Below are 25,576 nucleotides of genomic sequence, written 5' to 3'. Positions count from 1 at the left end.
ATTTTGAGATATTTTTTAGCGTTTTTTATTGCGATATTTATCTGCGGGTGTGGTTATAAGCCGGTTTCAAAGATCACACATGATCTAGTAGGTGATAAAATTTACGTTGATGTGATTATCAGCAAAGAAGAGCCGAAAAATAGTGTTTGGATAAAGGATGCTGTAAAAGAGGGCATGGTCGCAAGGCTAAATAAAAATTTATCAAGCAAAGAGAGTGCTGATACTTCGATAATTATTTCGGTAAAAGATTTAAATTACGAAGCAATTATTTATGATGAGTTTGGCTACATTACGTCATATAAGGCACATTTAAGCTTAAATTATAAGACTAAATTTAAAGATGGTAGCGTAGTTGATATTCCAGCCACTGGCGAGTATGACTTTAGTGTCGCAAGACGTCAAAAAGATGTAAGATTTGCTGATAGCGTTCTTAGTGATACTCAAAAATACGAAGCTATCAAAGAGGCATCAAAAGAGGCCTTTGATGAGTATATCGCAAGTTTAGCGGTAAAAGGATATAGAAATGGCAGCAGTAACCGTTAGTCAAATAGTCAAGGAAGCCTTAAATGAGATCAAAGATCGTCATTTGATGCTAACGCCAGAGAATTACACTGAAGTCTATAATGAAATTTCTAAAAAACATGGCTTTACGACAGAAGAGAGTAAAAAGATAGAAAAATATATCTCAAGACTTGGTGATGAATATAAAAATCAAGCCCTAAGCCTTCATATAAAGACGGTCGATGAGTTTGTCGCTTTTATGACTGCCAGGCTCTCTAGAGGCGCTCAACAAGGAGCGGGACTTGCGACTGACGATAAAAAATTACAGTCACTAAATGCATTTGCTAGAAGAATTCTCCAAGCTATCTCAATGCTTCACAATAAAGATGCAAAAAGCCTAGCAGAGCAAAGTATGCAGCTACTTGCTAGAAGATATGATGAGAAAAATCTTGAAGACATGTGCCTTAGATGGTTTGACTTTGTTAGTTCGTACGACACTGAATTTTTAGAATTTTTGAAATATTATGGTGTTAGAAATTTTGATGATTTAAAGACAATGAGTTCTGAACTCGAGAAATTTCTTACACAAAAAGACGAAAATGGCGAAGAGGATGTTTTGATTCAGCTTTTAAGTCTTACTCTTGAACCTTCTATTACAAAGGATCTTGATGAAGAGCTTAGTACGATAAGAAGTACTTTGAAGCAAAATCCTAAAACCTTAAATAGCAAAGAATTTCAAGAAAAGGTAAAGGCATTTGTTGATCGCAGAATAGAAGAAGATAGAACGGAGATCATAGAAAAAGTTGGTTCGCTAAATAATGTCTTGCAAAATATAAGCGAGAGAATTTCTGATATTGCAGTTAGCTCACAAAGTAGTTCTGATAAAGTTAAAAGCATCAAAAATGATCTAAAAAATGTAAATTTAAATACAAATAGTATCGATCAAGTAAGAAGCATGCTTATTGAGATCGCTGGTGCTTTGGAGATCGAGAGCAAAGAGCTTGGTATCGAGATGCACAATAGGCAAGCTACTATCTTAGAGCTTCAAAATAGAGTGAACAGCCTTGAAAAAGAGCTTGAGGAAGCCAAGCTGGAGAGCAAAGAAGACTTTTTGACAAAAGTATCTACTAAGCGTGCTTTGATGAACGAGATTCAACGCATTGAAGAGGCATATAAACGCTATGGGACTGATTATTCTATCTGCTTTGTTGATATTGACTTTTTCAAAAGCATAAACGATACTTATGGGCATGAGGCTGGAGATGTTATTCTTTCAGCGGTAGCTCAAGTACTTAAGAAAAACGCTAGAAAGGTTGATTTCGTTGGTAGATATGGCGGTGAAGAATTTGTAATCTTACTTCCAAGCACTGGCTTAAAAGATAGTGTTAAATTTGGGGATAAGCTAAGAAGTATGATAGAAAATTTCAAATTTATTTATAAAAATGAGCGTATCAAGGTTACTATAAGCTCCGGCATAGCGACAAGAAGTGCAAATTTAAGTGAGACGATGACACTTGAGGCTGCTGATAAGATGCTTTATCTCTCAAAAGAAAATGGTAGAAATCAAGTAATGCCAAAGATAATCGAGGAAAAATGAGCCTAGCTAAATTTCTTGATGGCAAACCACTTTACTACAAAGAGATTGATTATGGTAGGATTATTAGAGCGTATGCGACTATAAAAGAGCACATAAAGCCATTTAAGATTATTCACATAATAGGCACAAATGGCAAAGGTAGCACTGGCCGCTTTTTAGCACAAATTTTAAGCCAAAATGGCGCAAAAGTAGGGCACTACACGAGCCCTCATATATTTAAATTTAACGAGCGATTTTGGCTAAATGGTGAGGTCGCTAGTGATAAAATTTTAGAGGTAGCTCACGAGCGTTTGCAAGGACTTTTAAGCGACGAGTACAAGATAAAAACGAGTTATTTCGAGTATATGACATTGCTTTCAGCTGTGCTTTTTGAGGGTTGCGATTATTTTGTCTGCGAGGCTGGCATGGGTGGTGTGCTTGATGCGACAAATGTCTTTGAAAAAGAGTTAAGTATTTTTACGCCCATCGGACTTGATCATACGGTAGTTCTTGGGGATAGCTTAGAAGAAATTTCACGCACGAAATTTGAAGCTATGGGCAAAAGAGCTATTTTAAATGATGAGATGAACGAGATAAGCGTTGCTATCGCAAAAGAGATCGCAAGCGAGAGGAGCGCAATTTTGAGCTTCCCAAGAGAAATTTTAACCAAAGAAAATTTAAACGAGATCACAAACTACGCAGAGAAATTTAATCTGCCAGAGTTTTTAAGATCAAATTTAACTCTAGCCTACGCCGCAGCTAAAATTTTAGATAACAGCATAGACATAAAAAAGCTTGGTACTCTTACGCTTCGAGGTAGATGTGAAAAGATTGCCTCAAATTTATACGCTGATGTCGGTCACAACGAGCTTGGTGCTAAGGCTGTGGCTAAGAAATTTAGCTCTAAAGAGTTTAGTGACAAGAAGCTAACACTAGTTTATAACTCATTTTTAGATAAAGATTTCAAGGCGGTTTTGGCAGCTTTAAAGCCAGTTGTCGAGGATGTGCTGCTTTATCACTACCACTGCGAGGGCAGGGAGCTTGGCGGAGAGCTCATAAATAAAGCGCTAAATGAGCTTGAAATTTCACATAGAGAGTTTGAGCCAAGCGATATGAACGATATAAAAGAGGCAAAAAACGGCAAAATTTATCTAGCCTTTGGCTCATTTCATCTAGTTGAAGCCTTCTTAAAAGAGTACTATGCAAGCAAGGGTCTATGAGTATCTTTTAACGCACGCCCCACAAATTCTCATCTGCGAAGATGATAAAGAGGCGGCACTTTGCGCTGATGCGGCTAGTTTTGCTGGCTTTAACGCATTTAAACTACCTGATTTCAGAGCTAAAAAGGGTGATGATCTAAGAAGCTTTAACGAAGAGCTCTTTGAAATTTCATCCGTTCTTAGCAAATACTATAAATTTGATGGCAAAAAGATCATCATAAGCCCATTTAGCACGCTTTTAAACCCACTTCCAACGCAAAAAAATTTAGAGAGCTCAACGATCAAGCTAAAAGATAATCTAAATTTAAGCGAATTTGCCGACTTGCTCATACGCTTTGGTTACGAGTGCGTTGATATCGTTGAGAGCGTTGGCGAGTTTAGCATTCGTGGCGAAGTCATTGACATTTACGGCGTAAATATGGACGATCCAGTTAGAATTTTACTCTTTGGCGATGAGGTGGAGAGCATTAGAAATTATAACACCGCCACGCAAATTAGCAATAAAGCTGAGCTAAGTGAAGCTGAGATCGTGCCATTTATCGCAAATTTGAGCAAAGATGAGTTTGAAAAAGTTAGCCAAAAGATCGAGGATATGCAAAGCGATGCTTTGGTGAGCGATCTAAATTCGCTTGGATTTTGGGCGATAGATAGCTTTAGTGACTATTTAAAAGAATTTGACTCAAAGCTTGTTAAAAAGATCGATTTTGAAATTTATGATGTGCCTGAAGATAAATTTAAGGGTATTGAAATTTTACCCGAGCCAAAGGTTTATAAAGATCTTGAGGTTACTTTAAATTTTGACTTTTTTGAGCTAAATAAGAGCAAAAGCATAACCGTTCTTTCAAGAAATGAAGGGCTTTTTAAGGGCTATGAGCTTGACGGCTTTGCCAACGTAAAGCTTGAAATTTCGCCCCTTGTAGTAAATTTAACCTCAAGTGATAAGACTGTAGTATCACTTAATAAATTTGAGAAAAAAAGGCGAGTAAAACGCTCAAGTCTCGTGGTGGACGAGCTAAAAATAAATGACTACGTCGTGCATGAAGATTATGGTATAGGTCGTTTTCTAGGGCTTGAAAAGATCAAGGTTTTGGGCGCGACAAAGGAATTTGTGGTTATCGCCTACCAAAATGACGACAAGCTTCTTTTGCCAGTTGAGCATCTAAATCTGATAGACCGCTACATTGCACAAAATGGCTCTATGGCGGTGCTTGATCGCTTGGGTAAGGCAAATTTTGCCAAGATAAAAGAGAAGGTTAGAGAAAAACTCTTCGCGATCGCTTCAAAGATTGTAGCAATGGCGGCAAAAAGAGAGCTGATCGCAGGCAAAATTTTGCAAAAAGAGGATATCTCTTATCTAAATTTTGTCCAAGACGCTGGCTTTTCATACACGAATGATCAGCAAAAGGCGGTAAATGATATAAAAGATGAGCTAAAAAGCGGCAAGGTGATGGATAGGCTGCTTAGTGGCGACGTGGGCTTTGGCAAGACCGAAGTTGCGATGAATGCTATATTTACCTGCATAAAATCAGGCTTTAGCGCGTTTTTCTTCGTGCCAACGACGCTTCTTAGCTCGCAGCACTACAAGACGCTAAGCCAGAGATTTAGCAAATTTGACATAAATGTCTTTAGACTGGATCGCTTCTCAAGTGCCAAAGAGAAGGCAAGCCTGCAAAAAGCGCTAAAAGAAAATGAGCCCATAGTTTGCGTGGGAACGCATGCGCTTCTTGGCGTAAAGGCTGAAAATTTAGGTCTGATCGTCGTTGATGAAGAGCATAAATTTGGCGTTAAGCAAAAAGAGCAACTAAAAGAAATTTCTCAGCACTCACACATCTTAAGCATGAGCGCCACGCCGATACCAAGAAGCCTAAATATGGCGCTTAGTAAGATAAAAACATATAGTATTTTGGCCACTCCGCCAAGCTCGAGGCTGGATGTGAGAACAAGTGTGAGAGAGTGGGACGAAAAGGTCGTCAAAGAGGCGATCATGCGTGAGCTAAGACGTGGTGGGCAGACTTTTTACATCCACAACCACATCGCAGACATAGAGCAGACAGCAAATGATCTAAGAAAAATTTTGCCAAAGCTTAGAATTTTGATACTTCACTCAAAGGTAAATGCGAAAGTTACTGAAGATGAGATGATGAAATTTGAGCGGGGCGAGTACGACTTGCTGCTTTGTACTAGCATCGTTGAAAGCGGCATCCACTTGCCAAATGCAAACACAATAATCGTAGAAAATGCTAATAAATTTGGCATGGCTGACCTGCACCAGCTGCGCGGACGCGTGGGTAGAAGCGACAAGCAGGCCTACTGCTACTTTTTGGTGGAAGATAAAGATGCTATTAGTAAAGACGCGCTAAAACGACTTGTGGCACTCGAGGGCAACTCATTTTTGGGCGCTGGCTCAGTGCTTGCCTATCACGACCTTGAGATAAGAGGTGGTGGTAACATCATTGGCGAGGCGCAAAGTGGACACATCGAGGCTATTGGCTACTCGCTATATCTAAAGATGCTAGAAGATGAGATAAATAAGCTTCTTAATCAAGACTCCGCAAAGCTTGACAAGATCGATCTAAAGCTTAGTGTGAGCGCCTTTTTAAATCAAGAATTTATAAGAGAAGATAGGCTAAGGCTTGAGATTTACAGGCGTCTTAGCAAGTGCAAAGAAGTGGGTGAGGTCTATGAGATACAAAGCGAGCTTGAGGATAGATTTGGCAAGATAGATACGTTTACAAAGCAGTTTTTAGATGTCATCATCATTAAAATTTTAGCTCTAAAAGCTGGTATAAAAACGATCTCAAACAGCGAGCAAAATATATTAATAACAAAAAATGATGATGAGAAAATCAGGCTAAAGTCACGCAGCAAGGACGATGACGATGTTTTGGCTGAAATTTTGGTCTATCTAAGAAAGGATAAGAAGTGATAGATTGGGGCGTGAAGTATGCAGCAATTTACAGAAGCACAAAAGGCATGCTAAAACCAGTTGATGATATTGATTTTGTAGATATCGACTCACTTTATGGGCTAGAGAAACAAAAAGAAATTTTGCTAAAAAATACTCTAAATTTTATAGAAGGTAAAGATGCAAATCACGTGCTTCTTTGGGGTGAGAGAGGATGTGGCAAGTCAAGCCTTGTAAGGGCTATTTTTACTAAATTTTATAAAGCTGGACTTCGCATCATTGAGATCGGCTGCGAGGATCTAAAATATCTTGGCGACATCATCGATGAGATCAGAAAGAGTGAGTTTAAATTTATCATTTTCTGCGATGATCTAAGCTTTGAAAATGGCAGCAATGAGTATAAATTTCTAAAACCTATCATGGATGGCTCTATCCAAAAGCCACCAAAAAACGTCCTTTTATACGCTACATCAAATCGTAGACATCTAATAAGTGAGTTTAAAAGTGAAAATGAAAACTCAGAGCTAATTGACGGAGAAATTCACTACAACGACGCAGCTCAGGAGAAAATTTCTCTCTCAGATCGCTTTGGCCTTTGGATCAGCTTTTATCAAGGCAACTACGACGAGTATCTAAAAATGGTTGATTTTTACTTCAAAGACTACGCAGGTGACAAAAAGGAGCTTCATACGCTTGCTAAAAATTTTGCCACGCTAAGAGCTAGTAGAAGTGGTAGGACAGCAAAGCAGTTTTATCTAACTTTTAAAGAAAATTTAAAATGACTTCAACCGATCTATTTTTAACCTTGTTTAATCACAAAAACAAAAATTTAGACGAGCTAAAGTGGCCAGGTGAGGGCACTTTTGAGGTTGTTTTGGGCGCTATTTTAGTGCAAAATACCAACTGGAAAAACGTAGAAAAAGCGCTAGATAATCTAAAAAAAGCAAACAAAGATAGCCTACAAGGCATTTGCGAGCTTGAAAACAGCGAGCTTGCTACGCTCATAAAGCCAAGTGGCTTTTATAACACAAAGGCTAAACGGCTAAAGACGCTTTGCCAAGCCATAAGAAACGAGTTTGACGACTTTGAAAATTTCAAAGAAAATGTAAGTCGTGAGTGGCTCATAAGCGTAAAAGGTGTTGGAGCCGAGACTTGTGATGCGATACTTGCTTATGCTTGCGGTAAACCTTACATAGTCGTTGATGCTTACGCACTTAGGATAATGGCATATTTTGACTATACTTTTGAGAGCTACGACGAGGCTGCTGAGTGGTTTAGTTCGCTTGATTATGATGAAATTTATAAATTTCTTGATAGCGAGAAATTTGATGAGGTTGAAATTTTAAAACTCTACCACGCTCTTATTTTGGAGTTTTGTAAAGAGAATTTCAAAGGTAAAACTTTAAGCCAAAATGGTCAAAAAATATTAAGTAGCATTAAAAATTAAACTACTAATATGTAACAACTCTTTATAAATTTGCCAAAGATTGGGGCTTTTTATAATCTATTTTAAAATTCTGTGCTAAATTTACACAAAATTTATCTTATTTAATTTAGGAGGAGTGATGATTTACGATAACATCGTTAAAACGATTGGTAATACACCTATTGTAAAGATAAAAACAGGTGCTGATGAAGCCGAAATTTATGTAAAATTAGAGTTTTTTAACCCAGGTGGCTCTGTAAAAGATAGGATCGCATTTAATATGATAACTAAAATGCTAGCTGACGGTACGCTAAAAGAGGGTGATACTATCGTTGAGCCAACGAGCGGAAATACTGGCATTGGTGTAGCGATGTGCGGTGCTGCACTTGGTTTTAAAGTGATACTTTGCATGCCAGAGAGCATGAGTATCGAAAGACGCAAAATAGTGGCTGCTTATGGCGCACAGCTTGAGCTTACTCCTGCGTCTGGTGGTATGAAAGCAGCGATCGCAAGAGCTACAGAGCTAGCAGCTCAGCCAAATCATATAATGCTAAGCCAGTTTGAAAACAAGTATAACCCACAAGCTCACGAACTAACAACAGCAGCTGAAATTGTGGCTGATTTTAGTAAGCTTGATGCCTTTGTAGCTGGCGTTGGTACAGGTGGCACAATAAGTGGCGTAGCAAAAATTTTAAAAGAAAAGGGCTATGATACTAAGATCATCGCAGTTGAGCCTGAAGCATCGCCGGTTTTAAGTGGTGGTAACCCAGGACCGCATAAAATTCAAGGCATTGGAGCCGGATTTTTACCAAATACTATGAATATGAGCCTAGTTAGTGAAGTAGAAAAAGTAACCAACGATGATGCGCTAAACGCAGCTAGAGCAATCGCTAAAAGTGATGGACTCATGATAGGTATAAGTGGTGGTGCTGCTTACGTGGCTGCAAAAAGAGTAGCTAAAAGACTTGGCGCTGGCAAAAAAGTACTTTTCATAGCTCCAGATAATGGCGAAAGATACTTAAGCACAGAGCTTTACGGAGCATAAAAATATGTGGGAGAGTCTAAAGGAGCTAGTTCAAACTGTTCGTGAAAAAGACCCATCGGTACATAAGTGTTGCTTTTTGGCAATACTTATAAACACTCCTGGTGTTCATGCGGTTTTGTTTCATAAAATTTCTCATTTTCTATATAAAAAAGAGCATTTTTTTCTAGCTAGGCTTATCTCGCAAATTGCAAGATTTTTAACAGGCATCGAGATCCACCCTGGAGCAAAGATCGGTAAGAGATTTTTTATAGATCACGGCATGGGCGTGGTTATTGGTGAGACGGCTGAGATAGGTGATGATGTAATGATGTATCATCAAGTAACGCTTGGAGGCACTGGAAAAGAGTGTGGCAAAAGGCACCCGACTATAAAAAATGGTGTGACTATCGCAGCTGGCTCAAAGATACTAGGCGCCATAACGATCGGCGAAAATGCTAAGATCGGTGCAAATTCAGTCGTGTTAAAAAATGTCCCAGCAAACGCGACAGTCGTTGGTATACCAGCGAGAATAGTTCGAGTAAATGGGACAAAATTTGAGCCAGAATTTATTATCTAATCTTAAAGATTAGATAAATTTATTCTTACTTTTTATGCTTTAAAATTTGAGCATAAATTTCGTCTTTTAGTTTTAACTTCTCTTTCTTTAAATTATCAATTTCAGATGGTTTTGCTAGGTTGTCGTCTATTTTTTTATTTAGCTCATCATGTTTTTTGCAAAGAGTAGCAAAACGAGCATCGGTTTTCTTTAGCTCATTTATAAGGTCTGTATATTCATGTAACATATCGGCTCCTATAAAAATTTGAGAAATTTTATCAAGACTTTGTAAATGCTTGGATATAAAAAAGGCGCCAAGCCATTGCTTAAATTTTTAAAAAGAGTGAGTAGAAAAATTTATTTTATACGTATTTAAATTCTTCAGGTTTATGTTTGCTTTTTACAACACGCTTGGTTAGACGTATTCCATCAACGGTACCGATGACTAAAAGCTTTGATCCTGTTCCTACTAATGTGTCACCATTTGGCATTGGTACAAAATTATTATTTATATCTCTAATGCCTACTATGTCCGCATTTGTAATATTTCGTAGATGAGTCTCTTTTAATCTTTTAAATCTTATCCAAGAGTAATCAGGCACAAGAATTTCTTCTATATCGATAGGTGAATTTTTTGTATACAAAAACTGCTCTAATAAATTTTCCATATCCGGCCTTACGCTCATGGCACTTAACCGCTGTGCGACTAAGCGAGATGGACTTACCACATTGTCAGCACCTAATTTTTTTAATCTTTGCGTATCGTCTTCTGTCTCTGCATTTGTGATGATATGATAAGGCTTTCTGCGACCTATCTCTTTTTCATAAAGTCTTACAGATGCTATAAGGGCGATGTTATCAGCAATATTTGAGCTAAGAGTTATAAGACCTTTTGCACTTGATAGATGTGTTTTTAAAAAGGCAATTTGCGTGTGTGGCTGAGCTTTTATGAAATATGGATATTTATAAATTTGAGCTAGCTCTGCAATATCTTCTCTATCATCGACCACTACAAAAGGTATATGATTTTCGCGAAATTGAGCACTAAGTTCGATTGTGTATAGATTGTGATAACAAATAACGAAGTGATTTTTTAGTCTTGCGATCCTATAAAGCATGCGTCGTTCCTTTAAAATGCTAATTAATGTACCTCTTTTTAAAACCTCAACCACAATACCAATCGATAGTGTAAATATAATAAAACCAATAAGTATAAATGTGATAGTAAAAATTCTGCCCTTTGGAGTTATTGGAGCAACTTCGGTAAAACCAACTGTTGTAAAAGTCATACCAGCTTGGTAAAAGGCATCTATTAGCGAGAAATTATCTATTAAGACATAACCTAATGTTCCAAAAAGTAACAGTAATACGACTGAAATTAGTGGAAATCTAAAAGGTTTTAATTGTTCGTAAAGCTCAGTATCTAGGCTTATTTCTGGTTTTGTAGAGTTTGACCAGTTGAGGAATTTTAAAAGTCTTGAGAGAAAAGACATAAATTCCTCTTCATCTTATATTCTTAGTTTGATTGTTTTTTCATCGTTCTTAGAGTAGAAGCAGCAACTTTTATCTTTCTTGTAGTACCATCTTCTAGTGTAACACGAATCGTTCTAAGATTTGGCAAGAATCTTCTTTTGGTTTTATTGTTAGCGTGGCTCACATTGTTGCCTATCATCGGTCCTTTGCCTGTTATCGCACATCTTTTTGACATTTTTTTTCCTTATAAACAAAAATTTCTGCTGATTTTATCTAAAACAAACAAAAGTAATGCTTAAATAGATTCTTTTTTAAAAGAATTGATTTTTATTAATAATCTAGATAAAATAACACCTTTGCCTATAATTATAAATAGCAAAAATATTTAGAAATCTTGAGTGATACAAAATGCTTAGTAAAGAGTTGATCGAAAAAAATGTTGATTTTGTTTTACAGATGCCAACTCTTTTTGAAAAGGTCGAGCACTTTTTGTTAGCTGGTAATGTAACTGAGGCAGTTGCTACTTTACAAAATATAGCGTCTTTTAAAACTTATTTTAGCTCCATTTTTAAGCGTGCAAAATTTGATATTCCTTATGATGGCAACGATTTGGTAGTAATAGCAAATATGCTTGGCATTGATACTTTTAGAGCGATAGTGCTTTCTTATTTTATATTTTTAAAATCCCCAAAAATTTATAAGGTATTTAATTTTAAAATCGTCGATTTAATCGAGCTTAATGCTAAAATTTTATCAGATTGGCTAAAGATATTAAATTCTTTTAAAGAAAAGCACTATAACTATTTATCGCTTGCTCCGTATTCTATGGCCTGTATTATAGTGTGTGAGAATTTGTTTTCAAAATATCCATCTTGCATGTCAGATGTTATTTTGTATTCTGACGTAAGCTATAATAAAATTTTGCAAAAAAAATATGGCTTTAGTCTTTGGGATATTTTTTTAAAAGCGATGAATATGAACAAACAATCATTAAGCAAGATTGATAAAGAGATGCTTTGTTTTTTTGAGATTTTGCTCTCTTATGAGTCCAGTAGGCCTGAATTTTATGATTTTGGAGTTGATAAAATTTTAGATATCAATGTTTATCCAGAGATGCAAACCATTATATTTATTAAAAAAGCTCTACAAAAATGAAATTAACTTTTAATGGCTCAATGGCTATTATAAGGCCTTTTGGTTTTTTGGAAGCAGAGAATGTTCCATTAAAATTAAGTGAAAAATACATAAACCAAATTTTATCACGCGATATCAGCGCTATACTGCTCTCACTAAAAAATGTTACATTTTTTAGTCCTGTTTGGCTTGGTAGAATAATTGAAAATTTAAGCGAAGAAGCACAAAAGCATGGGGTAGTATTTGCGATTTGCGATTACAATGAAATTTTTTATGAATTGATGATGAAAACAGTTAAGAATATTTTAAATATTTCAATGTTTGAAAGTGAAAATATCGCAAGCTTGTTTTTAAATAAATTTCTAAACAATGCAAATGACAAAGTTTTCATTTATAACTCAACTGAGCAGTACAAGCACTATTTAGCTAATTATCTTAAAAATCGCTCATTTGATGTGGTTGAGGCTAGAGATGCAACCGAGTTTAATAAAAAAAAGAATTTATATAGTTATGCAGTATCACAGCTAAATCATGTGAGATTAAGACAAAATCAGATAGATACTTTTATAAAAGATGGTGTCGTTGTTTATGCTATAAAAAGTTTTATGGACTCAGATTTTATTGAAGATTTTGATATGTCAGCTCATGACATTATGCTAAAAATCGGATATAAATTTTTTATTTTATGGGTAAATATTTCTGGTGCTTTAAATATAAGGGGTGCAAAATTTCTAATCAAACTTGCTAGCATTAGCAAAAGATCAGGTGCATTTATTTCGCTTTGTGGCATAAACGAATCAAATTTATCTATTGAATTAGTAACATACCTTAAAGATGCAAATATATTTATCTATAAAAATTTAAATGACTTTTACAAAGACGACACTATTTTTTATCTTAAAAAAAGAGACTTTGATGCGGAGCCAGTAGATATCAACAAGAGTGTTGTTCAAATTTCATCTTATGTGACGCAAATTGCGAGCAAAATTATCTCACAGTTAGCAGAAGAAGAAATTTTGTGCGTTGATACCAAAGTTAGTGCGCTTGATATGGAGAATGAGTGCGATTATTTACGTATTTGTGTTCAGTATTATGGTGATATTTACGCAAGAGTACTATTTGGAGTAAAAAAAGATAAGTTAGACAAAATTTGCTCTATTTTTATGCCTGAAGGCAATGATTCAAATGATTATTTAAGTGGATATTCTCAAATTTTTAGTATCATTACAGATAAATTTTTGACTCATCTTTGGCAAAAAGGCATAAAAGTAAAAGTTAGTTTGCCTAAAATTTTATCCGATGATGTTTTTTTCGATCACAATAGTGTAGGCATCATGAACAGACTAGATGTAAAAGATGACGAAATAGGCTTTGTATTTGTAACCAAGTAAGGAGAAGAAATGTACGTTGCACCTAGTATTTTATCGGCTGATTTTGGAAATTTGGCAGCTGAGATAAGAGCCATTTGCGAGGCTGGGTGTGATCTGGTGCATGTTGATGTTATGGATGGACATTTTGTGCCAAATTTAACTATCGGACCAGTCGTGGTAAATGCCGTTGCAAAGGTAGCCACAAAGCCACTTGATATACATTTGATGGTTGAAAATAACTCATTTTTTGCTGACCTTTTCTTGCCGTTAAAGCCAAAATTTCTAACCTTTCACATTGAAGAAGAGAAGCATCCATTAAGGCTCATCGATCACATCAGAAAAAATGGCGTTGGCCCTGGCATCGTGCTAAATCCGCATACGCCAGTTAGTGCGATCGAGCATATCGTTGATGAAGTCGATATGGTGCTTTTAATGAGTGTAAATCCTGGCTTTGGCGGTCAGAAATTTATGCCAGTCGTGCTTGAAAAAACAAGGACACTAAGAGAGCTGATAGAACGAAAAAACGCTAAGTGTCTGATCGAAGTAGATGGCGGCGTAAACGGACTAAATGCGCCTGATCTTGAAGAAGCCGGAGCTGATATCTTGGTGGCTGGCAACTACATCTTCTCGTCAAATTCTTACGAACAAGCCATCCGCGCCATAAAGCTTGAGTTTTGAAACCAAAAAAACAGCGTTTAGAAAATAGCATTGAAATTTTAGCTAGGCAAAATTTAAGCTATCATGAGTTTATTTTAAGATTTAGCGATATTGAAGAAATTTCATCACTCATTGACGTGCGCGACCTTGATATGTGGCGAACCCTTGGGCTTGATATCACCAGAAATGAAGAGAATGAGATCGAGCTTGGCACAAGATTTAGAGATATTAGTGAGCAGGAATTTTGCGTGGTTGATATCGAAACAACTGGTGGCACTACAAGCGGACAGATCATTGAAATCGGTGCAATAAAAATGAAAAATGGCACCGAAATAGGGCGCTTTGAAAGCTTTGTGGCAGCTCCTGTGGTGCCTGAAAATATCACCGAGCTAACTGGCATAAAGGCGAGCGATCTAGTTGGCGCTCCAAATTTACTAAATGTGCTTGAGCGGTTTAAAATTTTTCTAGGGACTAGCGTATTTATCGCGCACAACGTAAATTTTGACTACGGATTTATCTCTCATAGCCTAAATGAGATCGGCCTTGGCATGTTGCTAAATAGAAAGCTTTGTACCATCGATCTTAGTCGTCGCACTATCGCTTCGCAAAAATACGGACTTGGCTCGCTAAAAGAGCTTCTTGGCATAAACAATACCCACCACAGAGCGTTAAATGACGCAATAGCAGCAGCTGAAATTTTTAAAGTCTGCCTCACACGCCTACCTTTTAGTATCCAAACTACAGAGGATCTCATAAGCTTTAGCAAAACAGCTCCAAGTGTGAAGCTAAAACCTGAACCAGTTTTGTGTGCGAATTAGCGGTAAAAAATTATCCATAATCCTAAATTTAATCATTAATTTTTATGCGATCTTTGTTTTTAAAGGATTGTGGGCAGTTTGCTAAATTTTACAAAAAAGGAGGCAAATGAGCCAGAAAAATTTAGTTTCAAATTTTATCTCAGCTGACGATGAGATACTCGCTTTTTTATCAAATTTTAGCAATAAGTGGTGCGTGAGTAACGATGGGGCGAAATTTATAGAGCAAAATTTTACCTTCATTGGCTCAAAGCCAGTTTTGCAAAATTTAAAAGATTACAAAACGGCTGAATATAAAAATTTTGCAGACATTAAAAAATTCCTCAGCTCAAATCTAAGCATCAAAAGTAAAATTTTAAGTGGCGATATAAACTACATCGGCGACAACTTAACAAATATAGAGATTAAATTTGAGCCTGAGGATTTTTACGATTTTTTAAAATTTATAGTTGAAAATATCCCAGAGCATCACTATTTTTGTAGTCCCAAGGAGGGCTGGATATTATTCATTGCGATGGATGGATATGTGGAATTTGGTGTTTTGCACTAATAAATTTATTTTTAAGCAGTTGTCTAAAATTGTCCATAAAAACAAAACGTGAAAGAAAAATTATTCGTAAAAATTCTTAAAATTAACAAAAAACCGGGCTTGCATCCTAACATCGCTTGTTGCTAGCAAAATTTAATCAATTTTTTTATATAATCCCTATTTTTCACAAAGGCAAAAAGATGGATAGAAAATCTTGGAGTTCAAGGCTCACATATATTTTAGCTGTTGCAGGAGCTACGGTTGGCTTTGGTGCGACGTGGCGTTTTCCATATTTAGTCGGGCAAAACGGCGGTGGTGCCTACGTACTCGTGTTTTGCATCGCGATGATCGTGATTGGCATACCGATGATTTTAGCCGAAAACGCGATCGGCAGACGCCTAAAATGCAACGCCGTGGATGCTTTTGGCGGATCGATAAATGGTAAAAAGATCAGTAAAAAGTGGCAGATCGTTGGCTGGATGGGGCTTGTTGGTGCATTTGGTATTATGGCTTACTATATGGTTATTGGCGGCTGGGTGCTAAACTATATCGCCCAAATTTCATTTGGTTTGCTTGATCTCTCACATGTGGTTAGTTTTGAGGAGACAAGTGCGTTTTATGAGCAAAATATCGTAAGCAATCCACTTTCTATCAGCTTTGCGACACTTGTTTTTGTGCTAGTTAATTACGCTATTTTGGTGCAAGGTGCGGTCGGCGGTATCGAGCGATCAGCGAAATTTTTAATGCCGCTACTTTTTATTTTAATGCTTATTATGATCGCTAAAAATATCACTCTTGATGGTGCAATAGAAGGTGTGAAATTTTACTTGACACCTAACTTTTCAAAGATAAACTTAAAGCTTTTTGTTGATGTTTTGGGGCAGGTATTTTTTGCGCTCTCGCTTGGATTTGGTGTGATGATCACTCTTTCTAGCTTTGTGAAAAAGGATGAGGGTTTGGTTAAAATTTCTATCATTACAGGCATTTTAAATACGGTAATCGCTGTGCTTGCAGGCTTTATGATCTTCCCTTCTCTTTTTAGCTATGGTGTATCGCCAGATAGTGGTCCAAGCCTCGTGTTTAAGAGCCTGCCGATCGTTTTTTCTCACATGCCATTTGGTGGTTTTTTCGCGGTCGCATTTTTTACACTTTTAATGATCGCTGCACTTACGACATCACTACCAATATATGAAGTAATAATCACGACACTTCAAGAAAAATTTAAGATAAAACGTAAAAAAGCAATATTTTTAGTCCTTGGCGGTATATTTATTTTAGGAAATTTACCTTCGCTGATGGCCACAAATATACTAAGCCATGTAAGCATTTTTGGTAAGAATATTTTTGATGCATATGATGCAATAAGCGCAACGATATTTTTTGTATTTACATCATTTGGTTGTGCAATATTCGTAGGCTGGGTGCTAAAAGATGATGCAAAAAAAGAAATTTTGCAAGGTAGTGAAAAGCATGCAAAACTAATAAATGTCTGGTTTTGGTATATTAAATTCGTCGTGCCGTTTATCATTTTGGTGCTTTTTATCAGCTCGTTTTACGATAATTTTTTAAAGTAAATTCGATGAAAAATCTCATAAATTTAGCTAGCGGCGACCACCTAAATTTACGCGTAGAGGGTCAAATTTTAGTTAGCGAGAGCTTCAAAAACAGCAAAACGAGGCAGACGCAAAAGGAGTTTGCTAGCATAGACGAGGCGCAAAAAGCCTGCGTAAAAAAGGAGTGGGAGAGCCTAAAAAAGGGCTACGTTCTGCAAAACGCGGGCGCAAAAGCGGGCGAGGCGAGTTTGCACGTCTATATCGGCGGCGGATACACGGGCGCACTAGCCTTTGCGGGTGCGGAAGGCGAGCTTTTCGTATATAAATGCGGCGGCTACAAAGAGGGCGGCGCGCTGGATGATTTTCTCATCAGGCTGGACGCGAGCGGCGCCGTAAAACAACAGATCGTCCTACCAAAGCCACTTGCATGGCAGGCTGAGTGCGCGGGCGAGGTTTTGCTTTTGGATCTGGATCATCTTATCTTTAAATTTGATCCCGCAAGCGGCGAATTTAGCGATCTCTCTCAATGGTTGAGCTTTAAAAATAGCAAAGAATTTACGAGTTTTGTTTGCAATGCGAAAGATACGGCGGTGTTTGCGATGCTCGGTCAAATTTTTACTTTTCGTGGCGGCGAGATTTCACCTCTTAGCGAATACAGATCCGAAATGAAAAGCTATACGCCAATCCTTTGTGCTGCGATTAGAGATGACGGCACGCAGCTTGCGCTTCATTGTAAGCAAAACGAGATCAAAATTTTAAGCACGCTAAACGGCGAAATTTTAAACGAGATAAAAGGCGATTTCGGTATTTTTGATAAAATTTGCTTTTTAGCGGACGGCTCGGTGCTGGGCAAAGAGCGCTACGCAGGCAAGCTAATTTGCCTTGACGCTGCAAACGGCGAACGGCTTAAGCCTGCGTGGCTGCACGGCGAATGCGCCGAGGCGGACGAGCTTTGCGTTAGCGCGGATGGTTCGCGGCTTGCATTAATCAGCTACGACAAGACTCACATCTTCGATCTAAAAAGCGGAAATTTGCGGCTTAGCTTTGAGCTCTCGCACGTCGTGAAGCGCTGCGAGGCGAAATTTGAACGCATAAACGGCGAGGAATTTTTGGCCGTACGCACCGACTACGGCTGCTTTAGTCTTTATAAAATTTAAGGGAAGATATGTTTTATTTTTTACTAGGTATTTACTTTTTTTACGTTGCCGCAAAGGCGTGGCTGGCAATTTTGCAGATAGACTTTATCCGTGCAGAGGCTAAAAAGCCTGCTGTCGTTTTATCGCAGAGCGAGTACAAAACCGCCGCCGCCGCAGCGATAACGAATCAAAAATTTGAGATAGTTAGCCTTCTTTATCACGCCGCGATATTTATGATGTGGGCGTGCTGGGGGCTTGGCGCGATATCGGGGCATGCCTACAAAACGGGAGATATAGGCGATAATGTCTTTATGGTTATGGTATTTTTACTGGTTTCGTCGCTGTTAGAACTACCGTTAAATATCTACGAAACCTTCGTCAAAGATAAAAAGCTCGGCTTTTCAAACGTAACGCCTAAAATTTTCGCGCTCGATCTGCTTAAAACGCTCGCGCTAACGCTGGTTTTCGGCACGCTATTTGTGTGGCTGGTACTGCTTTGCATTAGATTTTTGGGCGATTTTTGGTGGTTTTGGGCGTTTTTGCTGAGCTTCATGGTCGCGCTTGTTATAAATCTCATCTACCCGACGCTCATTGCACCTATCTTTAACAAAATGCAGCCGCTGGAAGAGTGCGAGCTAAAAAGCCGTATAGAAGGGCTTTTAGTGCAGTGCGGGTTTAAAAGCAGCGGCGTTTTTACGATAGACGCCAGCAAGCGAGACAACCGCTTAAACGCCTATTTCGGTGGCCTTGGCGTGACTAAACGCGTGGTGCTTTTCGATACGCTCGTTAAAAAACTAAGCCTAGATGAGATAATCGCCGTTTTGGGGCATGAACTGGGACACTTTAAGCACAAAGATATCCTAAAAATGATAGCTCTAAGCGCGGTTATGCTTTTTGCGATGTTTTTAATATTCGGCAATATCCCAGGCGCGGCGTACGACGCGCTGGGACTCAGTCCGACAGGCGGCGGAGTGATTGTGTTTTTGCTACTTTTTTCGCCGATATTCGGATTTTTATTTTCGCCGGTTAGCTCGTATTTTAGCCGTACAAACGAATTTGGCGCCGATAAATTCGCAGGCGACGTCTCAAACAAAGCCGACATGATAAGCGCGCTAAAAAAGCTAGGCTCCGAAAACAAGGCCTTCCCGAAGGCTCATCCGCTCTATGCGTTCGTCTATCACTCACATCCAAGCCTCTTTGAGCGTATAAACGAGCTGGAAAATGAAAATTGAAGAGGCTCTTAAAGAGGCTAGTTTAAGGCTAAGCCCGCTTTGTCAAAATCCAAGCAGAGTGGCTAAAATTTTGCTTATGAACTATCTTGACGTAAGCATTGAATGGATATTTTTAAATCAAAAAAATGAATTTGATGAGAGCGGCTATTTTGCTCTAGTTAAAAGGTATGAAAACTACGAGCCTCTTGAACATATAACTGGTAAAGCTAGCTTTTATGGGCTTGATTTTTACGTGGAAAGCGGAGTGCTGATCCCAAGACCTGAAACAGAAATTTTAGTGGATAAAGTAATAGAAATTTCACGCGAATATAATGAACCAAAGATCGCAGAAATAGGCACAGGAAGCGGAATTATTAGTATAATGCTAGCTCTAAAAACAAAGGCAAATATCGTAGCGACAGACATCAATGAAAAAGCTTTGATGCTTGCTAAAAAAAATGCAGATAAATTTGATGTAGGTGGGAGGATCAAATTTTTAAACTGCTCTTATGTGGATGAAATTTTAGAAGATATTGATATTTTGGTTTCAAATCCACCATATATTGCAAGAAGCTATAAACTTAGTAAATTTGTGTTAAATGAACCAGAAAGTGCACTCTTTGGAGGCGAAGTAGGAGATGAAATCTTAAAAGACATTATTCTTATAGCCAAAGATCGCAATATCAAAAACGTTGCTTGTGAGATGGGATACGATCAAAAAGCAAGTATGCAAAAATTTTTAGAGGCCAATGGTTTTGAGTATAGTTTTTACAAAGATTTGGCTGGCTTTGATAGAGGCTTTTGTGCGAAGTTAAAAATATAAAGGAGAGAGTTTGAGAGGAGTTTATTTTTTGCTTTTGGCAGTACTTATAGGAGCTGAGCTAACGCTTGGTATTTTAGTGGCGCCAGTCATATTTTTCCCACAAAGCATCATAGGAGACGGCATACTTACGCATTTTATGAGTGGTCAAATGATGACAAAGATATTTTTGAAATTTAATTATATTTTGCTTTTTGTAAGCATAGTTGTAATGATTGGTGAGCTATTTGATCTTAGAAAAAAGCTTATTTTTTCACTAAAATTTAGCATGTTAATGCTTGCTTTTTTAAATTTAGCCTTAGCTTTTAGCTTTGTATTTTTCTTTACGCCTTTTATAGTTTATGCTCAAAATTTGGGTGTTGACGCGACACAGACGGCTGAATTTGCCAAAATGCATAGTGCGAGTGAATATGTGATGAAAATCATGCTTGTTTTACAAATTATTTTATTTTTTGTGAAATTTAAGATTAGCCAAAATGAACGCAAAGCCTGATATTCAAGTTTTAACAAATTTTCTAGCCGAATACACGACGGCGATGGTGAGTGCTGGCACCTACACCGCACGCGTAGAAAAGTGCGTAGATCGCATAGCTAGACACTACGGCTACGACGTTAGCGTGACGATTTTCGTGAAATATTTTACCATTAGCGTCATGGACTCGGCCGACAACTCCCTGCGCCGAACCTATGTGAAAAAGATCCCGTTTGGTCATGTGAGCTTTAACCGTATTTCCGAGCTTTCGTCGCTTAGCTGGCGGATTTTGGATGAAAATTTAAGCTTGGACGAGGCCAAAGAACAGTTTGAGGGGGTCATGCGAATAGGGGCGAATAAATTTGCAAGCTCGCTTATTTTGATCAGCCTTGCAAATGCGGCGTTTTGCAAGCTTTTTGGCGGTGATATGGGCTCGGTAGCTTGCGTATTTTTTGCGACGCTCGTGGGATATAGCCTTAGATTTGCGCTTGCTAAAATGGGCGTAAATTTAAAAATCCAGTACGTCCTAGTTTCGTTTGTCGTCTCTTTTATCGCCTATCTTGGCGTATTTTACGGCTTTACGCATACTAGCGACGTGGCGATCGGCTCGTCGATACTATTTTTGATGCCGGGCGTTTTTCTCATAAACTCGGTCTTTGATATCATAAACGACAACACGCTTGTGGGTATCAGCAGGGCCGTGAGCACGGGCATCCTGATACTTTGCATCGCGGTGGGCGTCTATATCACGCTCTCGCTTAGTAGCGCGGAGATTTTACATGTTTGAGCTTTTGACCGCGACTCTCATAGACGGCGCTTTTGCGGCAGTGGCGGGGCTTGGCTTTGCCTACGCTAGCTCTCCGCCTAAAAGGACTCTCGCATTTTGTGCGCTGCTTGCGGCGTTTGCGCACGCCAGCCGTTTTTGGATCATGCAGATGGGATTTTTTAACATCAGCGTCGCCACTCTCATAGTATCATTTTTAAGCGGGATTTTAGGTATGCTCTTTGCCAAACGGCTCAAAGTGCCCGCTGAGATCATCGCGTTTCCCGCACTTTTGCCGATGGTGCCTGGAGTTTACGCGTATAAGGGCATCTTGGCGCTATTTTCGTTTCTAAACGAGCCTGATATCGCTAAGAAAAACGAATATCTAATCATATTTTTCGATAACGCGATCACGACTACGACTGTCTCGTTAGCGCTTGGCGTCGGGGTTTCGGTTGTGCTTATTTTATTTTACGATCAGTCGCTGATGATTACTCGCGGCGCTAAGTGCGATCTGGCGACGATGAAGACGCACGAGTAATTTTAACTTTTGGCATAGAAATTTATATGGCTTTTTGATAGTTTTTATTATTTTTACTAGATATTTTTTCAATTTTGCCGATGTAGCTTAAAACTAAATTTCAAAAGGATTTGTGATGTTAAGCGGTATCGGTAGATTTTCTAGCATCGCTAAAAATTTTCAGCTAAATGAAAAAGATAGCATAAAGAGTCAAATCATATATAAAAATGAAATCTCGCAGCCTGACACAGTCGAGCACAAATTTAACGAAGTTTTAGGCTATAAAGTAGGTGCGGACGGATATTTTACGTCCGAATTTAACGAAGCCGCAGGTATCCCGAAGGACTACAAAATCCACTCAGATACCTTAAAATCGCTCGTGAACGTAAATGATAAGGCTATTGCATTTAATAAAATGTTTTCAAAAATTGACATAGCAAAAACCGTCGGCAATGCATATAAAATTCTCTCCCAAGTAGCGGGCGACGAGCTACTAAATTCAAAAGAGAGCTTTACTAAAGAAGACCTTGCCAAATTTCCTCAAGGATACGAATACGAGAAATCAAGTCTAAAAGTAACTAAAGTAAATAAAAACATCTACGACTATGCGTCGGCACGTAGCGCCTTTGACGATAAGTCCGGGAAAACCAACATGGAAACGCTATTTTTTAATAGCTCGTATCATGCGTTTACAACAACGCCGCAATATAAGCCGTCAACCAATATCTTTGATAACAATAACGGCGGCAAAGAGAGCGAAAATGTGAGCGTGTTTATAAATCCTCATGGCGAAAGATACACTAACTCTGACGGTAGTATAACCAAAGGAGGCTTGATAGCAGCCGTAATAAACTCAAATTTAGACGTACGAGAAGGCGAAACTACGGTTTGGGGTAAAATGCAAGGTTATGACAAAAACATAAGCGGCAAAGAATACAGACAAAAGCTGGACGCCTTTATTGATTCACGCAACATCTACGGCATCAAAGGAAGCGAGCTTGACGGGCTTAGCAAGGATTACCGAGAATATGTACTAACGTTTCAAAAAATGCAAGAGTCGCTTTTGCCCGGTAGCACTGCCTTAAGCGGCAACTCTAACATAACTTCTGACGGCAAAGAATCAAAAAGCCTTTTTGAAATAATGCAAGAGGATATGAAAGAGGCGCAAAAACGCCTAGAAAAGCTAATCGAGCAAGAAAAGCGAACACAAAAGATGCTGGATAAAAACAGAAAATACGACAAAGAGATAGAGCAAAATACTAGAAAAAATTTAGAAGAACTTGAGGCGATGATTAAATTTAACGCTAAGAGCGTGGATATAAAGGCTTAAAAGGATTAATATGGTAAGTGGCATAAACGGATTTAGCGCAAACGTAAATTATGATTTTAGTAGCGCTCATGGGCGAAATTTAAAAGCTCACGAGGAAAAAGAGGCGTATATAATGGGGCTTTTAAGAAAATTCAGTAAAATTGGGCTTAATGTAAAAGTCTAAGGAAATACCGTGAAAATACGAATCTACTACGAAGATACCGATGCTGGTGGCATAGTTTATCATACAAACTACATTAAATTTTGTGAGCGAGCTAGGAGTGAAGCATTTTTTCAGGCTGGATTAAATTTCACAAAAGAGGGTGGATACTTTGTAGTTTCATCGCTTGAGGCTAAATTTATCGCTTCTGCCGTACTTGGAGATGAAATTTTTGTGCGAAGCAAGGTATTGGAGATTAAAAAAGCAAGTATTGTTTTAGAGCAAGAAATTTATAAATTTGATGACAAAAATGCCGAAAAACTACTTTTTAGAGCAACAATTACTTTAGCTTTCATGAAAGAAGAAAAGCTTGCTAAGATAAATGACGAGATAAAGAAATTTTTGGAGAATTCTAAATTTTAGATCGTGGCTAAATTAAAAATTTAACTTTAGCCACTTTGTGCTTTTACATCGAGCTATTTTGATCGAGCAAAATTTCTTGATTTGCTTCGTCAAAGTGGTCGCCTTTTGCGTTATAAATTTTAACTCCATATAAAACTTGTGAGTTTTCAACCCTTTCGGTAAAAATTCTATCAGCACTTTTATCTATAAAATTTGTATATATATACTCGGCACCAAAAGCACTTGAATAGCCGATTTGCGAATATCTAAAATCTACATCAAAAAGATCACCAAGTCCTAAAAACAAGTCGTTAATAGGATTTAGTGAGTTCGCGATGAAAAGATTTTGTCTATCTCTTTGTGCGATGGCATTAAAGATATTTGGTAAAAAATTTATCTGTGTGCTTAAAAGCGCATAAGGCTTTATCTCAAAGCCCCTCATCTGCGTTGCTACAAGAGAAGCTTTGACGATTGGGATGTTTAAAAATATACTTGCGTCATCAAACTTGGATTTTTTACTTAAAGTGTCGTTTAAATTTATATCTTTGCCTACAATAGAGGCTTCATGATAATCGGTACTTTGCATGCGGACATATTCATTTAGCTTTTGCCCTAATGAACTGCCATCATCAAATGCAACTATCTTTTCATTCGAGTAAGCTAGCAAAGCTGAAATTTGCTCTTTATAATCAATGCCACCAAAGATCAAATTTGGCTTTGGATTTATGATAAAAGAGCTATGAACGCTTGGAATGTAGATAAGCTCATTTGATAGAACTAGTGAATTTATAATGTTTGCACCATTTGATGTAAGGACTGCGATAAAATAATTAAAGCCTTGGGCTCTAGCCATTTGCATAGCATTTGTAAGACTTTGTGGGCTTTCATCGTTGCTATTTATAAATTTGATCTCGATATCCGCATCTTGCTTTAAGACATAGCTTAAGACCGCGTTTGATACAACATTTGCATAAGATTTTATAATCTTTTGTGGGATGATTACAGCGATTTTGCCGCTTTTATTAATTTTTAAAATAGCTTCACCACCAAGAGAGATATAAAGCTCTAAAAGAGCGTTATCATCTATTTTTGCTGGCTCAAATCTCGCCATAAAGCTAGCCAGTAAATCAGACTTAATAAGCTCATTTAAGCAGGCATTATCACAAAATTCTGGTTCTAAATTTATATAAGTAATCTTTGCTGGAGGTATGCTTGATAGACTTTGGTTTTTTGTAATATTACTCTCAAAATTTATCTCATCTTGCGATGCAAAAATAGTCGAAAAAATGGCTAAAAAAAGTAAAATTTTTCTCATATCACTCCTTTGATCTTTCTTAAATCATCTATAAAAATATTTTCAAAACTAGGGTTTTTGCTGATCCACTCTGGCGAAAACGTTGGTAAAATAAGGCTATTTTCATTTTTTAAAATACTACCTCTTATACTTGAAAATCCGCCTTTTAGCAATAAATTTGGATATAAATGCATAAAAGCTTTTTCACCTAAAGTCACTATTATCTTTGGTTTTATCAGTCTAATCTCTTCAAACAAATAAGGACGACAAAGTTCAATAGAACGGCTTAAAATCGGACTTTTATCATCATTTTGTGAAATTTCACACCGAAGTAGAGAACTTATATAAATTTCTTTTATATCTAAATTTAAACTATTTTTTATAGCATTTTCTAAAAATTTTTTACTGTTATTTTCATAAGAATCATTTTTTTTAGAAAATAATATAAACATGATTTTGCTATTTTCATTGCCGATACCGGCTGTTACGCCTTTTGAGCTGTTTCGCAAAGAACAAAGAGAACATTTTTTTACTTCGCGGTTTAGCTCATCAATATTGTTGTAATCATGATAGTTGCTTAGACTAAGAAAATTTTTATCAATAAACTTATAGCCAATTAGTTTTAAGAAAAATAATTTTTTTAAAAGCCTATTGTCTTTATTAAAATTCATTTTTGGATTATAACTTGATTTGCTTAAAGTTTGAGTTATGGCTTTTTAAGCTAAGTTATTCAAAGGAATTTAAGTATTG

Annotated in this window: 28 protein-coding genes; 23 read left to right on the top strand and 5 right to left on the bottom strand. The window is 37.5% G+C overall.

Annotation, left to right across the window (positions count from 1 at the left end; all coding sequences use genetic code 11):
* The first annotated feature begins 3 nt into the window (after window positions 1–3).
* The 8 genes from lptE to epsC all read left to right on the top strand — a co-directional run bounded on the left by lptE (window position 4) and on the right by epsC (window position 9,229).
* On the top strand, window positions 4–543 hold the full coding sequence (gene lptE, locus A3223_RS01825; RefSeq protein WP_072594887.1) for an LPS assembly lipoprotein LptE: 540 nt from the start codon (window positions 4–6) through the stop codon (window positions 541–543).
* Window positions 524–2,098, top strand: a complete 1,575-nt coding sequence (locus A3223_RS01820; protein ID WP_084108305.1) for a GGDEF domain-containing protein — start codon at window positions 524–526, stop codon at window positions 2,096–2,098. Before lptE ends, A3223_RS01820 begins: the two co-directional genes overlap by 20 nt.
* Window positions 2,095–3,297 carry a Mur ligase family protein gene (locus A3223_RS01815; protein ID WP_084108304.1) on the top strand — a complete coding sequence of 401 codons (1,203 nt, stop codon included), beginning with the start codon at window positions 2,095–2,097 and terminating at the stop codon, window positions 3,295–3,297. The genes A3223_RS01820 and A3223_RS01815 overlap by 4 nt, the downstream gene beginning before the upstream one ends.
* Window positions 3,278–6,223 carry a transcription-repair coupling factor gene (mfd, locus tag A3223_RS01810; protein WP_084108303.1) on the top strand — a complete coding sequence of 982 codons (2,946 nt, stop codon included), beginning with the start codon at window positions 3,278–3,280 and terminating at the stop codon, window positions 6,221–6,223. The genes A3223_RS01815 and mfd overlap by 20 nt, the downstream gene beginning before the upstream one ends.
* Window positions 6,220–6,984 (top strand): ATP-binding protein, encoded by a 765-nt coding sequence (locus A3223_RS01805; protein WP_084108302.1) that lies wholly within the window; start codon window positions 6,220–6,222, stop codon window positions 6,982–6,984. The genes mfd and A3223_RS01805 overlap by 4 nt, the downstream gene beginning before the upstream one ends.
* Complete coding sequence (locus tag A3223_RS01800) at window positions 6,981–7,649, top strand: endonuclease III domain-containing protein (protein WP_084108301.1); 669 nt, start codon at window positions 6,981–6,983, stop codon at window positions 7,647–7,649. The genes A3223_RS01805 and A3223_RS01800 overlap by 4 nt, the downstream gene beginning before the upstream one ends.
* Window positions 7,650–7,767: 118 nt before the next feature.
* Window positions 7,768–8,673 carry a cysteine synthase A gene (cysK, locus tag A3223_RS01795; protein ID WP_084108298.1) on the top strand — a complete coding sequence of 302 codons (906 nt, stop codon included), beginning with the start codon at window positions 7,768–7,770 and terminating at the stop codon, window positions 8,671–8,673.
* A 4-nt stretch (window positions 8,674–8,677) separates the two neighbouring features.
* Complete coding sequence (gene epsC / locus A3223_RS01790; protein ID WP_084108296.1) at window positions 8,678–9,229, top strand: serine O-acetyltransferase EpsC; 552 nt, start codon at window positions 8,678–8,680, stop codon at window positions 9,227–9,229.
* Between the two features lie 25 nt (window positions 9,230–9,254).
* On the opposite strand, the gene A3223_RS01785 is transcribed toward epsC, so the two are convergent.
* The 3 genes from A3223_RS01785 to rpmB all read right to left on the bottom strand — a co-directional run bounded on the left by A3223_RS01785 (window position 9,255) and on the right by rpmB (window position 10,916).
* Entirely contained in the window at window positions 9,255–9,455 is a 201-nt protein-coding gene (locus A3223_RS01785; RefSeq protein WP_084108294.1) for a YdcH family protein, read from the bottom strand.
* A 115-nt stretch (window positions 9,456–9,570) separates the two neighbouring features.
* On the bottom strand, window positions 9,571–10,701 hold the full coding sequence (locus A3223_RS01780) for a potassium channel family protein (protein ID WP_021090478.1): 1,131 nt from the start codon (window positions 10,699–10,701) through the stop codon (window positions 9,571–9,573).
* Between the two features lie 23 nt (window positions 10,702–10,724).
* The gene (rpmB, locus tag A3223_RS01775) at window positions 10,725–10,916 is read right to left on the bottom strand and encodes a 50S ribosomal protein L28 (RefSeq protein ID WP_021090707.1); all 192 of its coding nucleotides are present in this window, start codon (window positions 10,914–10,916) and stop codon (window positions 10,725–10,727) included.
* Window positions 10,917–11,089: 173 nt separating this feature from the next.
* Between rpmB and A3223_RS01770 the strand changes: the two genes are divergently transcribed.
* From A3223_RS01770 to A3223_RS01705, 15 genes are all read left to right on the top strand, one after another.
* Window positions 11,090–11,836: a hypothetical protein gene (locus tag A3223_RS01770; RefSeq protein ID WP_084108292.1), complete on the top strand. Its 747-nt coding sequence runs from the start codon at window positions 11,090–11,092 to the stop codon at window positions 11,834–11,836.
* Window positions 11,833–13,206, top strand: a complete 1,374-nt coding sequence (locus tag A3223_RS01765; RefSeq protein ID WP_084108289.1) for an anti-sigma factor antagonist — start codon at window positions 11,833–11,835, stop codon at window positions 13,204–13,206. The genes A3223_RS01770 and A3223_RS01765 overlap by 4 nt, the downstream gene beginning before the upstream one ends.
* 9 nt (window positions 13,207–13,215) lie before the next feature.
* Window positions 13,216–13,863: a ribulose-phosphate 3-epimerase gene (rpe, locus tag A3223_RS01760; protein ID WP_084108287.1), complete on the top strand. Its 648-nt coding sequence runs from the start codon at window positions 13,216–13,218 to the stop codon at window positions 13,861–13,863.
* Window positions 13,860–14,660 (top strand): 3'-5' exonuclease, encoded by an 801-nt coding sequence (locus tag A3223_RS01755; protein WP_084108285.1) that lies wholly within the window; start codon window positions 13,860–13,862, stop codon window positions 14,658–14,660. The genes rpe and A3223_RS01755 overlap by 4 nt, the downstream gene beginning before the upstream one ends.
* A 106-nt stretch (window positions 14,661–14,766) precedes the next feature.
* Window positions 14,767–15,207, top strand: coding sequence for a hypothetical protein (locus A3223_RS01750; protein WP_084108283.1), 441 nt, complete (start codon window positions 14,767–14,769; stop codon window positions 15,205–15,207).
* Between the two features lie 179 nt (window positions 15,208–15,386).
* Window positions 15,387–16,760: a sodium-dependent transporter gene (locus A3223_RS01745; protein WP_084108281.1), complete on the top strand. Its 1,374-nt coding sequence runs from the start codon at window positions 15,387–15,389 to the stop codon at window positions 16,758–16,760.
* A 5-nt stretch (window positions 16,761–16,765) separates the two neighbouring features.
* Window positions 16,766–17,896, top strand: a complete 1,131-nt coding sequence (locus A3223_RS01740) for a hypothetical protein (RefSeq protein WP_084108279.1) — start codon at window positions 16,766–16,768, stop codon at window positions 17,894–17,896.
* Between the two features lie 8 nt (window positions 17,897–17,904).
* Window positions 17,905–19,107, top strand: coding sequence for a M48 family metallopeptidase (locus A3223_RS01735; protein ID WP_084108277.1), 1,203 nt, complete (start codon window positions 17,905–17,907; stop codon window positions 19,105–19,107).
* On the top strand, window positions 19,097–19,909 hold the full coding sequence (prmC, locus tag A3223_RS01730) for a peptide chain release factor N(5)-glutamine methyltransferase (protein ID WP_084108275.1): 813 nt from the start codon (window positions 19,097–19,099) through the stop codon (window positions 19,907–19,909). Before A3223_RS01735 ends, prmC begins: the two co-directional genes overlap by 11 nt.
* 10 nt (window positions 19,910–19,919) lie before the next feature.
* Entirely contained in the window at window positions 19,920–20,399 is a 480-nt protein-coding gene (locus A3223_RS01725) for a DUF4149 domain-containing protein (protein ID WP_084108274.1), read from the top strand.
* On the top strand, window positions 20,383–21,165 hold the full coding sequence (locus A3223_RS01720) for a threonine/serine exporter family protein (RefSeq protein WP_084108272.1): 783 nt from the start codon (window positions 20,383–20,385) through the stop codon (window positions 21,163–21,165). The genes A3223_RS01725 and A3223_RS01720 overlap by 17 nt, the downstream gene beginning before the upstream one ends.
* Window positions 21,158–21,682: a threonine/serine exporter family protein gene (locus A3223_RS01715; protein WP_084108270.1), complete on the top strand. Its 525-nt coding sequence runs from the start codon at window positions 21,158–21,160 to the stop codon at window positions 21,680–21,682. The genes A3223_RS01720 and A3223_RS01715 overlap by 8 nt, the downstream gene beginning before the upstream one ends.
* Window positions 21,683–21,797: 115 nt before the next feature.
* Window positions 21,798–22,991 carry a Cj0814 family flagellar-dependent secreted protein gene (locus A3223_RS01710; RefSeq protein WP_084108268.1) on the top strand — a complete coding sequence of 398 codons (1,194 nt, stop codon included), beginning with the start codon at window positions 21,798–21,800 and terminating at the stop codon, window positions 22,989–22,991.
* Window positions 22,992–23,001: 10 nt separating this feature from the next.
* Window positions 23,002–23,154 carry a hypothetical protein gene (locus A3223_RS09580; protein WP_180378680.1) on the top strand — a complete coding sequence of 51 codons (153 nt, stop codon included), beginning with the start codon at window positions 23,002–23,004 and terminating at the stop codon, window positions 23,152–23,154.
* A 9-nt stretch (window positions 23,155–23,163) separates the two neighbouring features.
* The gene (locus A3223_RS01705; RefSeq protein WP_072594906.1) at window positions 23,164–23,553 is read left to right on the top strand and encodes a YbgC/FadM family acyl-CoA thioesterase; all 390 of its coding nucleotides are present in this window, start codon (window positions 23,164–23,166) and stop codon (window positions 23,551–23,553) included.
* Window positions 23,554–23,596: 43 nt separating this feature from the next.
* On the opposite strand, the gene A3223_RS01700 is transcribed toward A3223_RS01705, so the two are convergent.
* Complete coding sequence (locus tag A3223_RS01700; protein WP_084108266.1) at window positions 23,597–24,847, bottom strand: hypothetical protein; 1,251 nt, start codon at window positions 24,845–24,847, stop codon at window positions 23,597–23,599.
* Window positions 24,844–25,497, bottom strand: coding sequence for a uracil-DNA glycosylase (locus A3223_RS01695; RefSeq protein ID WP_084041496.1), 654 nt, complete (start codon window positions 25,495–25,497; stop codon window positions 24,844–24,846). The genes A3223_RS01700 and A3223_RS01695 overlap by 4 nt, the downstream gene beginning before the upstream one ends.
* Between the last annotated feature and the right edge of the window lie 79 nt (window positions 25,498–25,576).

The sequence above is a fragment of the Campylobacter concisus genome (assembly GCF_002092855.1).
Lineage (GTDB): Bacteria > Campylobacterota > Campylobacteria > Campylobacterales > Campylobacteraceae > Campylobacter_A > Campylobacter_A concisus_AI.
The sequence above is the reverse complement of the archived record's forward strand: the minus strand, read 5'-3'. Positions and strand labels throughout refer to the sequence as shown.

What these genes read in the sequence shown, in the direction of transcription:
- rpe (WP_084108287.1), top strand. Translation starts at nt 13,216, where the DNA reads ATGTACGTTGCACCTAGTATTTTATCGGCTGATTTTGGAAATTTGGCA.
- A3223_RS01770 (WP_084108292.1), top strand. Translation starts at nt 11,090, where the DNA reads ATGCTTAGTAAAGAGTTGATCGAAAAAAATGTTGATTTTGTTTTACAG.
- A3223_RS01820 (WP_084108305.1), top strand. Translation starts at nt 524, where the DNA reads ATGGCAGCAGTAACCGTTAGTCAAATAGTCAAGGAAGCCTTAAATGAG.
- A3223_RS01750 (WP_084108283.1), top strand. Translation starts at nt 14,767, where the DNA reads ATGAGCCAGAAAAATTTAGTTTCAAATTTTATCTCAGCTGACGATGAG.
- A3223_RS01695 (WP_084041496.1), bottom strand. Translation starts at nt 25,497, where the DNA reads ATGAATTTTAATAAAGACAATAGGCTTTTAAAAAAATTATTTTTCTTA.
- epsC (WP_084108296.1), top strand. Translation starts at nt 8,678, where the DNA reads ATGTGGGAGAGTCTAAAGGAGCTAGTTCAAACTGTTCGTGAAAAAGAC.
- A3223_RS01800 (WP_084108301.1), top strand. Translation starts at nt 6,981, where the DNA reads ATGACTTCAACCGATCTATTTTTAACCTTGTTTAATCACAAAAACAAA.
- A3223_RS09580 (WP_180378680.1), top strand. Translation starts at nt 23,002, where the DNA reads ATGGTAAGTGGCATAAACGGATTTAGCGCAAACGTAAATTATGATTTT.
- A3223_RS01720 (WP_084108272.1), top strand. Translation starts at nt 20,383, where the DNA reads ATGAACGCAAAGCCTGATATTCAAGTTTTAACAAATTTTCTAGCCGAA.
- A3223_RS01710 (WP_084108268.1), top strand. Translation starts at nt 21,798, where the DNA reads ATGTTAAGCGGTATCGGTAGATTTTCTAGCATCGCTAAAAATTTTCAG.
- A3223_RS01780 (WP_021090478.1), bottom strand. Translation starts at nt 10,701, where the DNA reads ATGTCTTTTCTCTCAAGACTTTTAAAATTCCTCAACTGGTCAAACTCT.
- A3223_RS01740 (WP_084108279.1), top strand. Translation starts at nt 16,766, where the DNA reads ATGAAAAATCTCATAAATTTAGCTAGCGGCGACCACCTAAATTTACGC.
- rpmB (WP_021090707.1), bottom strand. Translation starts at nt 10,916, where the DNA reads ATGTCAAAAAGATGTGCGATAACAGGCAAAGGACCGATGATAGGCAAC.
- cysK (WP_084108298.1), top strand. Translation starts at nt 7,768, where the DNA reads ATGATTTACGATAACATCGTTAAAACGATTGGTAATACACCTATTGTA.
- A3223_RS01815 (WP_084108304.1), top strand. Translation starts at nt 2,095, where the DNA reads ATGAGCCTAGCTAAATTTCTTGATGGCAAACCACTTTACTACAAAGAG.
- A3223_RS01735 (WP_084108277.1), top strand. Translation starts at nt 17,905, where the DNA reads ATGTTTTATTTTTTACTAGGTATTTACTTTTTTTACGTTGCCGCAAAG.
- A3223_RS01715 (WP_084108270.1), top strand. Translation starts at nt 21,158, where the DNA reads ATGTTTGAGCTTTTGACCGCGACTCTCATAGACGGCGCTTTTGCGGCA.
- mfd (WP_084108303.1), top strand. Translation starts at nt 3,278, where the DNA reads ATGCAAGCAAGGGTCTATGAGTATCTTTTAACGCACGCCCCACAAATT.
- A3223_RS01765 (WP_084108289.1), top strand. Translation starts at nt 11,833, where the DNA reads ATGAAATTAACTTTTAATGGCTCAATGGCTATTATAAGGCCTTTTGGT.
- A3223_RS01785 (WP_084108294.1), bottom strand. Translation starts at nt 9,455, where the DNA reads ATGTTACATGAATATACAGACCTTATAAATGAGCTAAAGAAAACCGAT.
- A3223_RS01700 (WP_084108266.1), bottom strand. Translation starts at nt 24,847, where the DNA reads ATGAGAAAAATTTTACTTTTTTTAGCCATTTTTTCGACTATTTTTGCA.
- A3223_RS01745 (WP_084108281.1), top strand. Translation starts at nt 15,387, where the DNA reads ATGGATAGAAAATCTTGGAGTTCAAGGCTCACATATATTTTAGCTGTT.
- prmC (WP_084108275.1), top strand. Translation starts at nt 19,097, where the DNA reads ATGAAAATTGAAGAGGCTCTTAAAGAGGCTAGTTTAAGGCTAAGCCCG.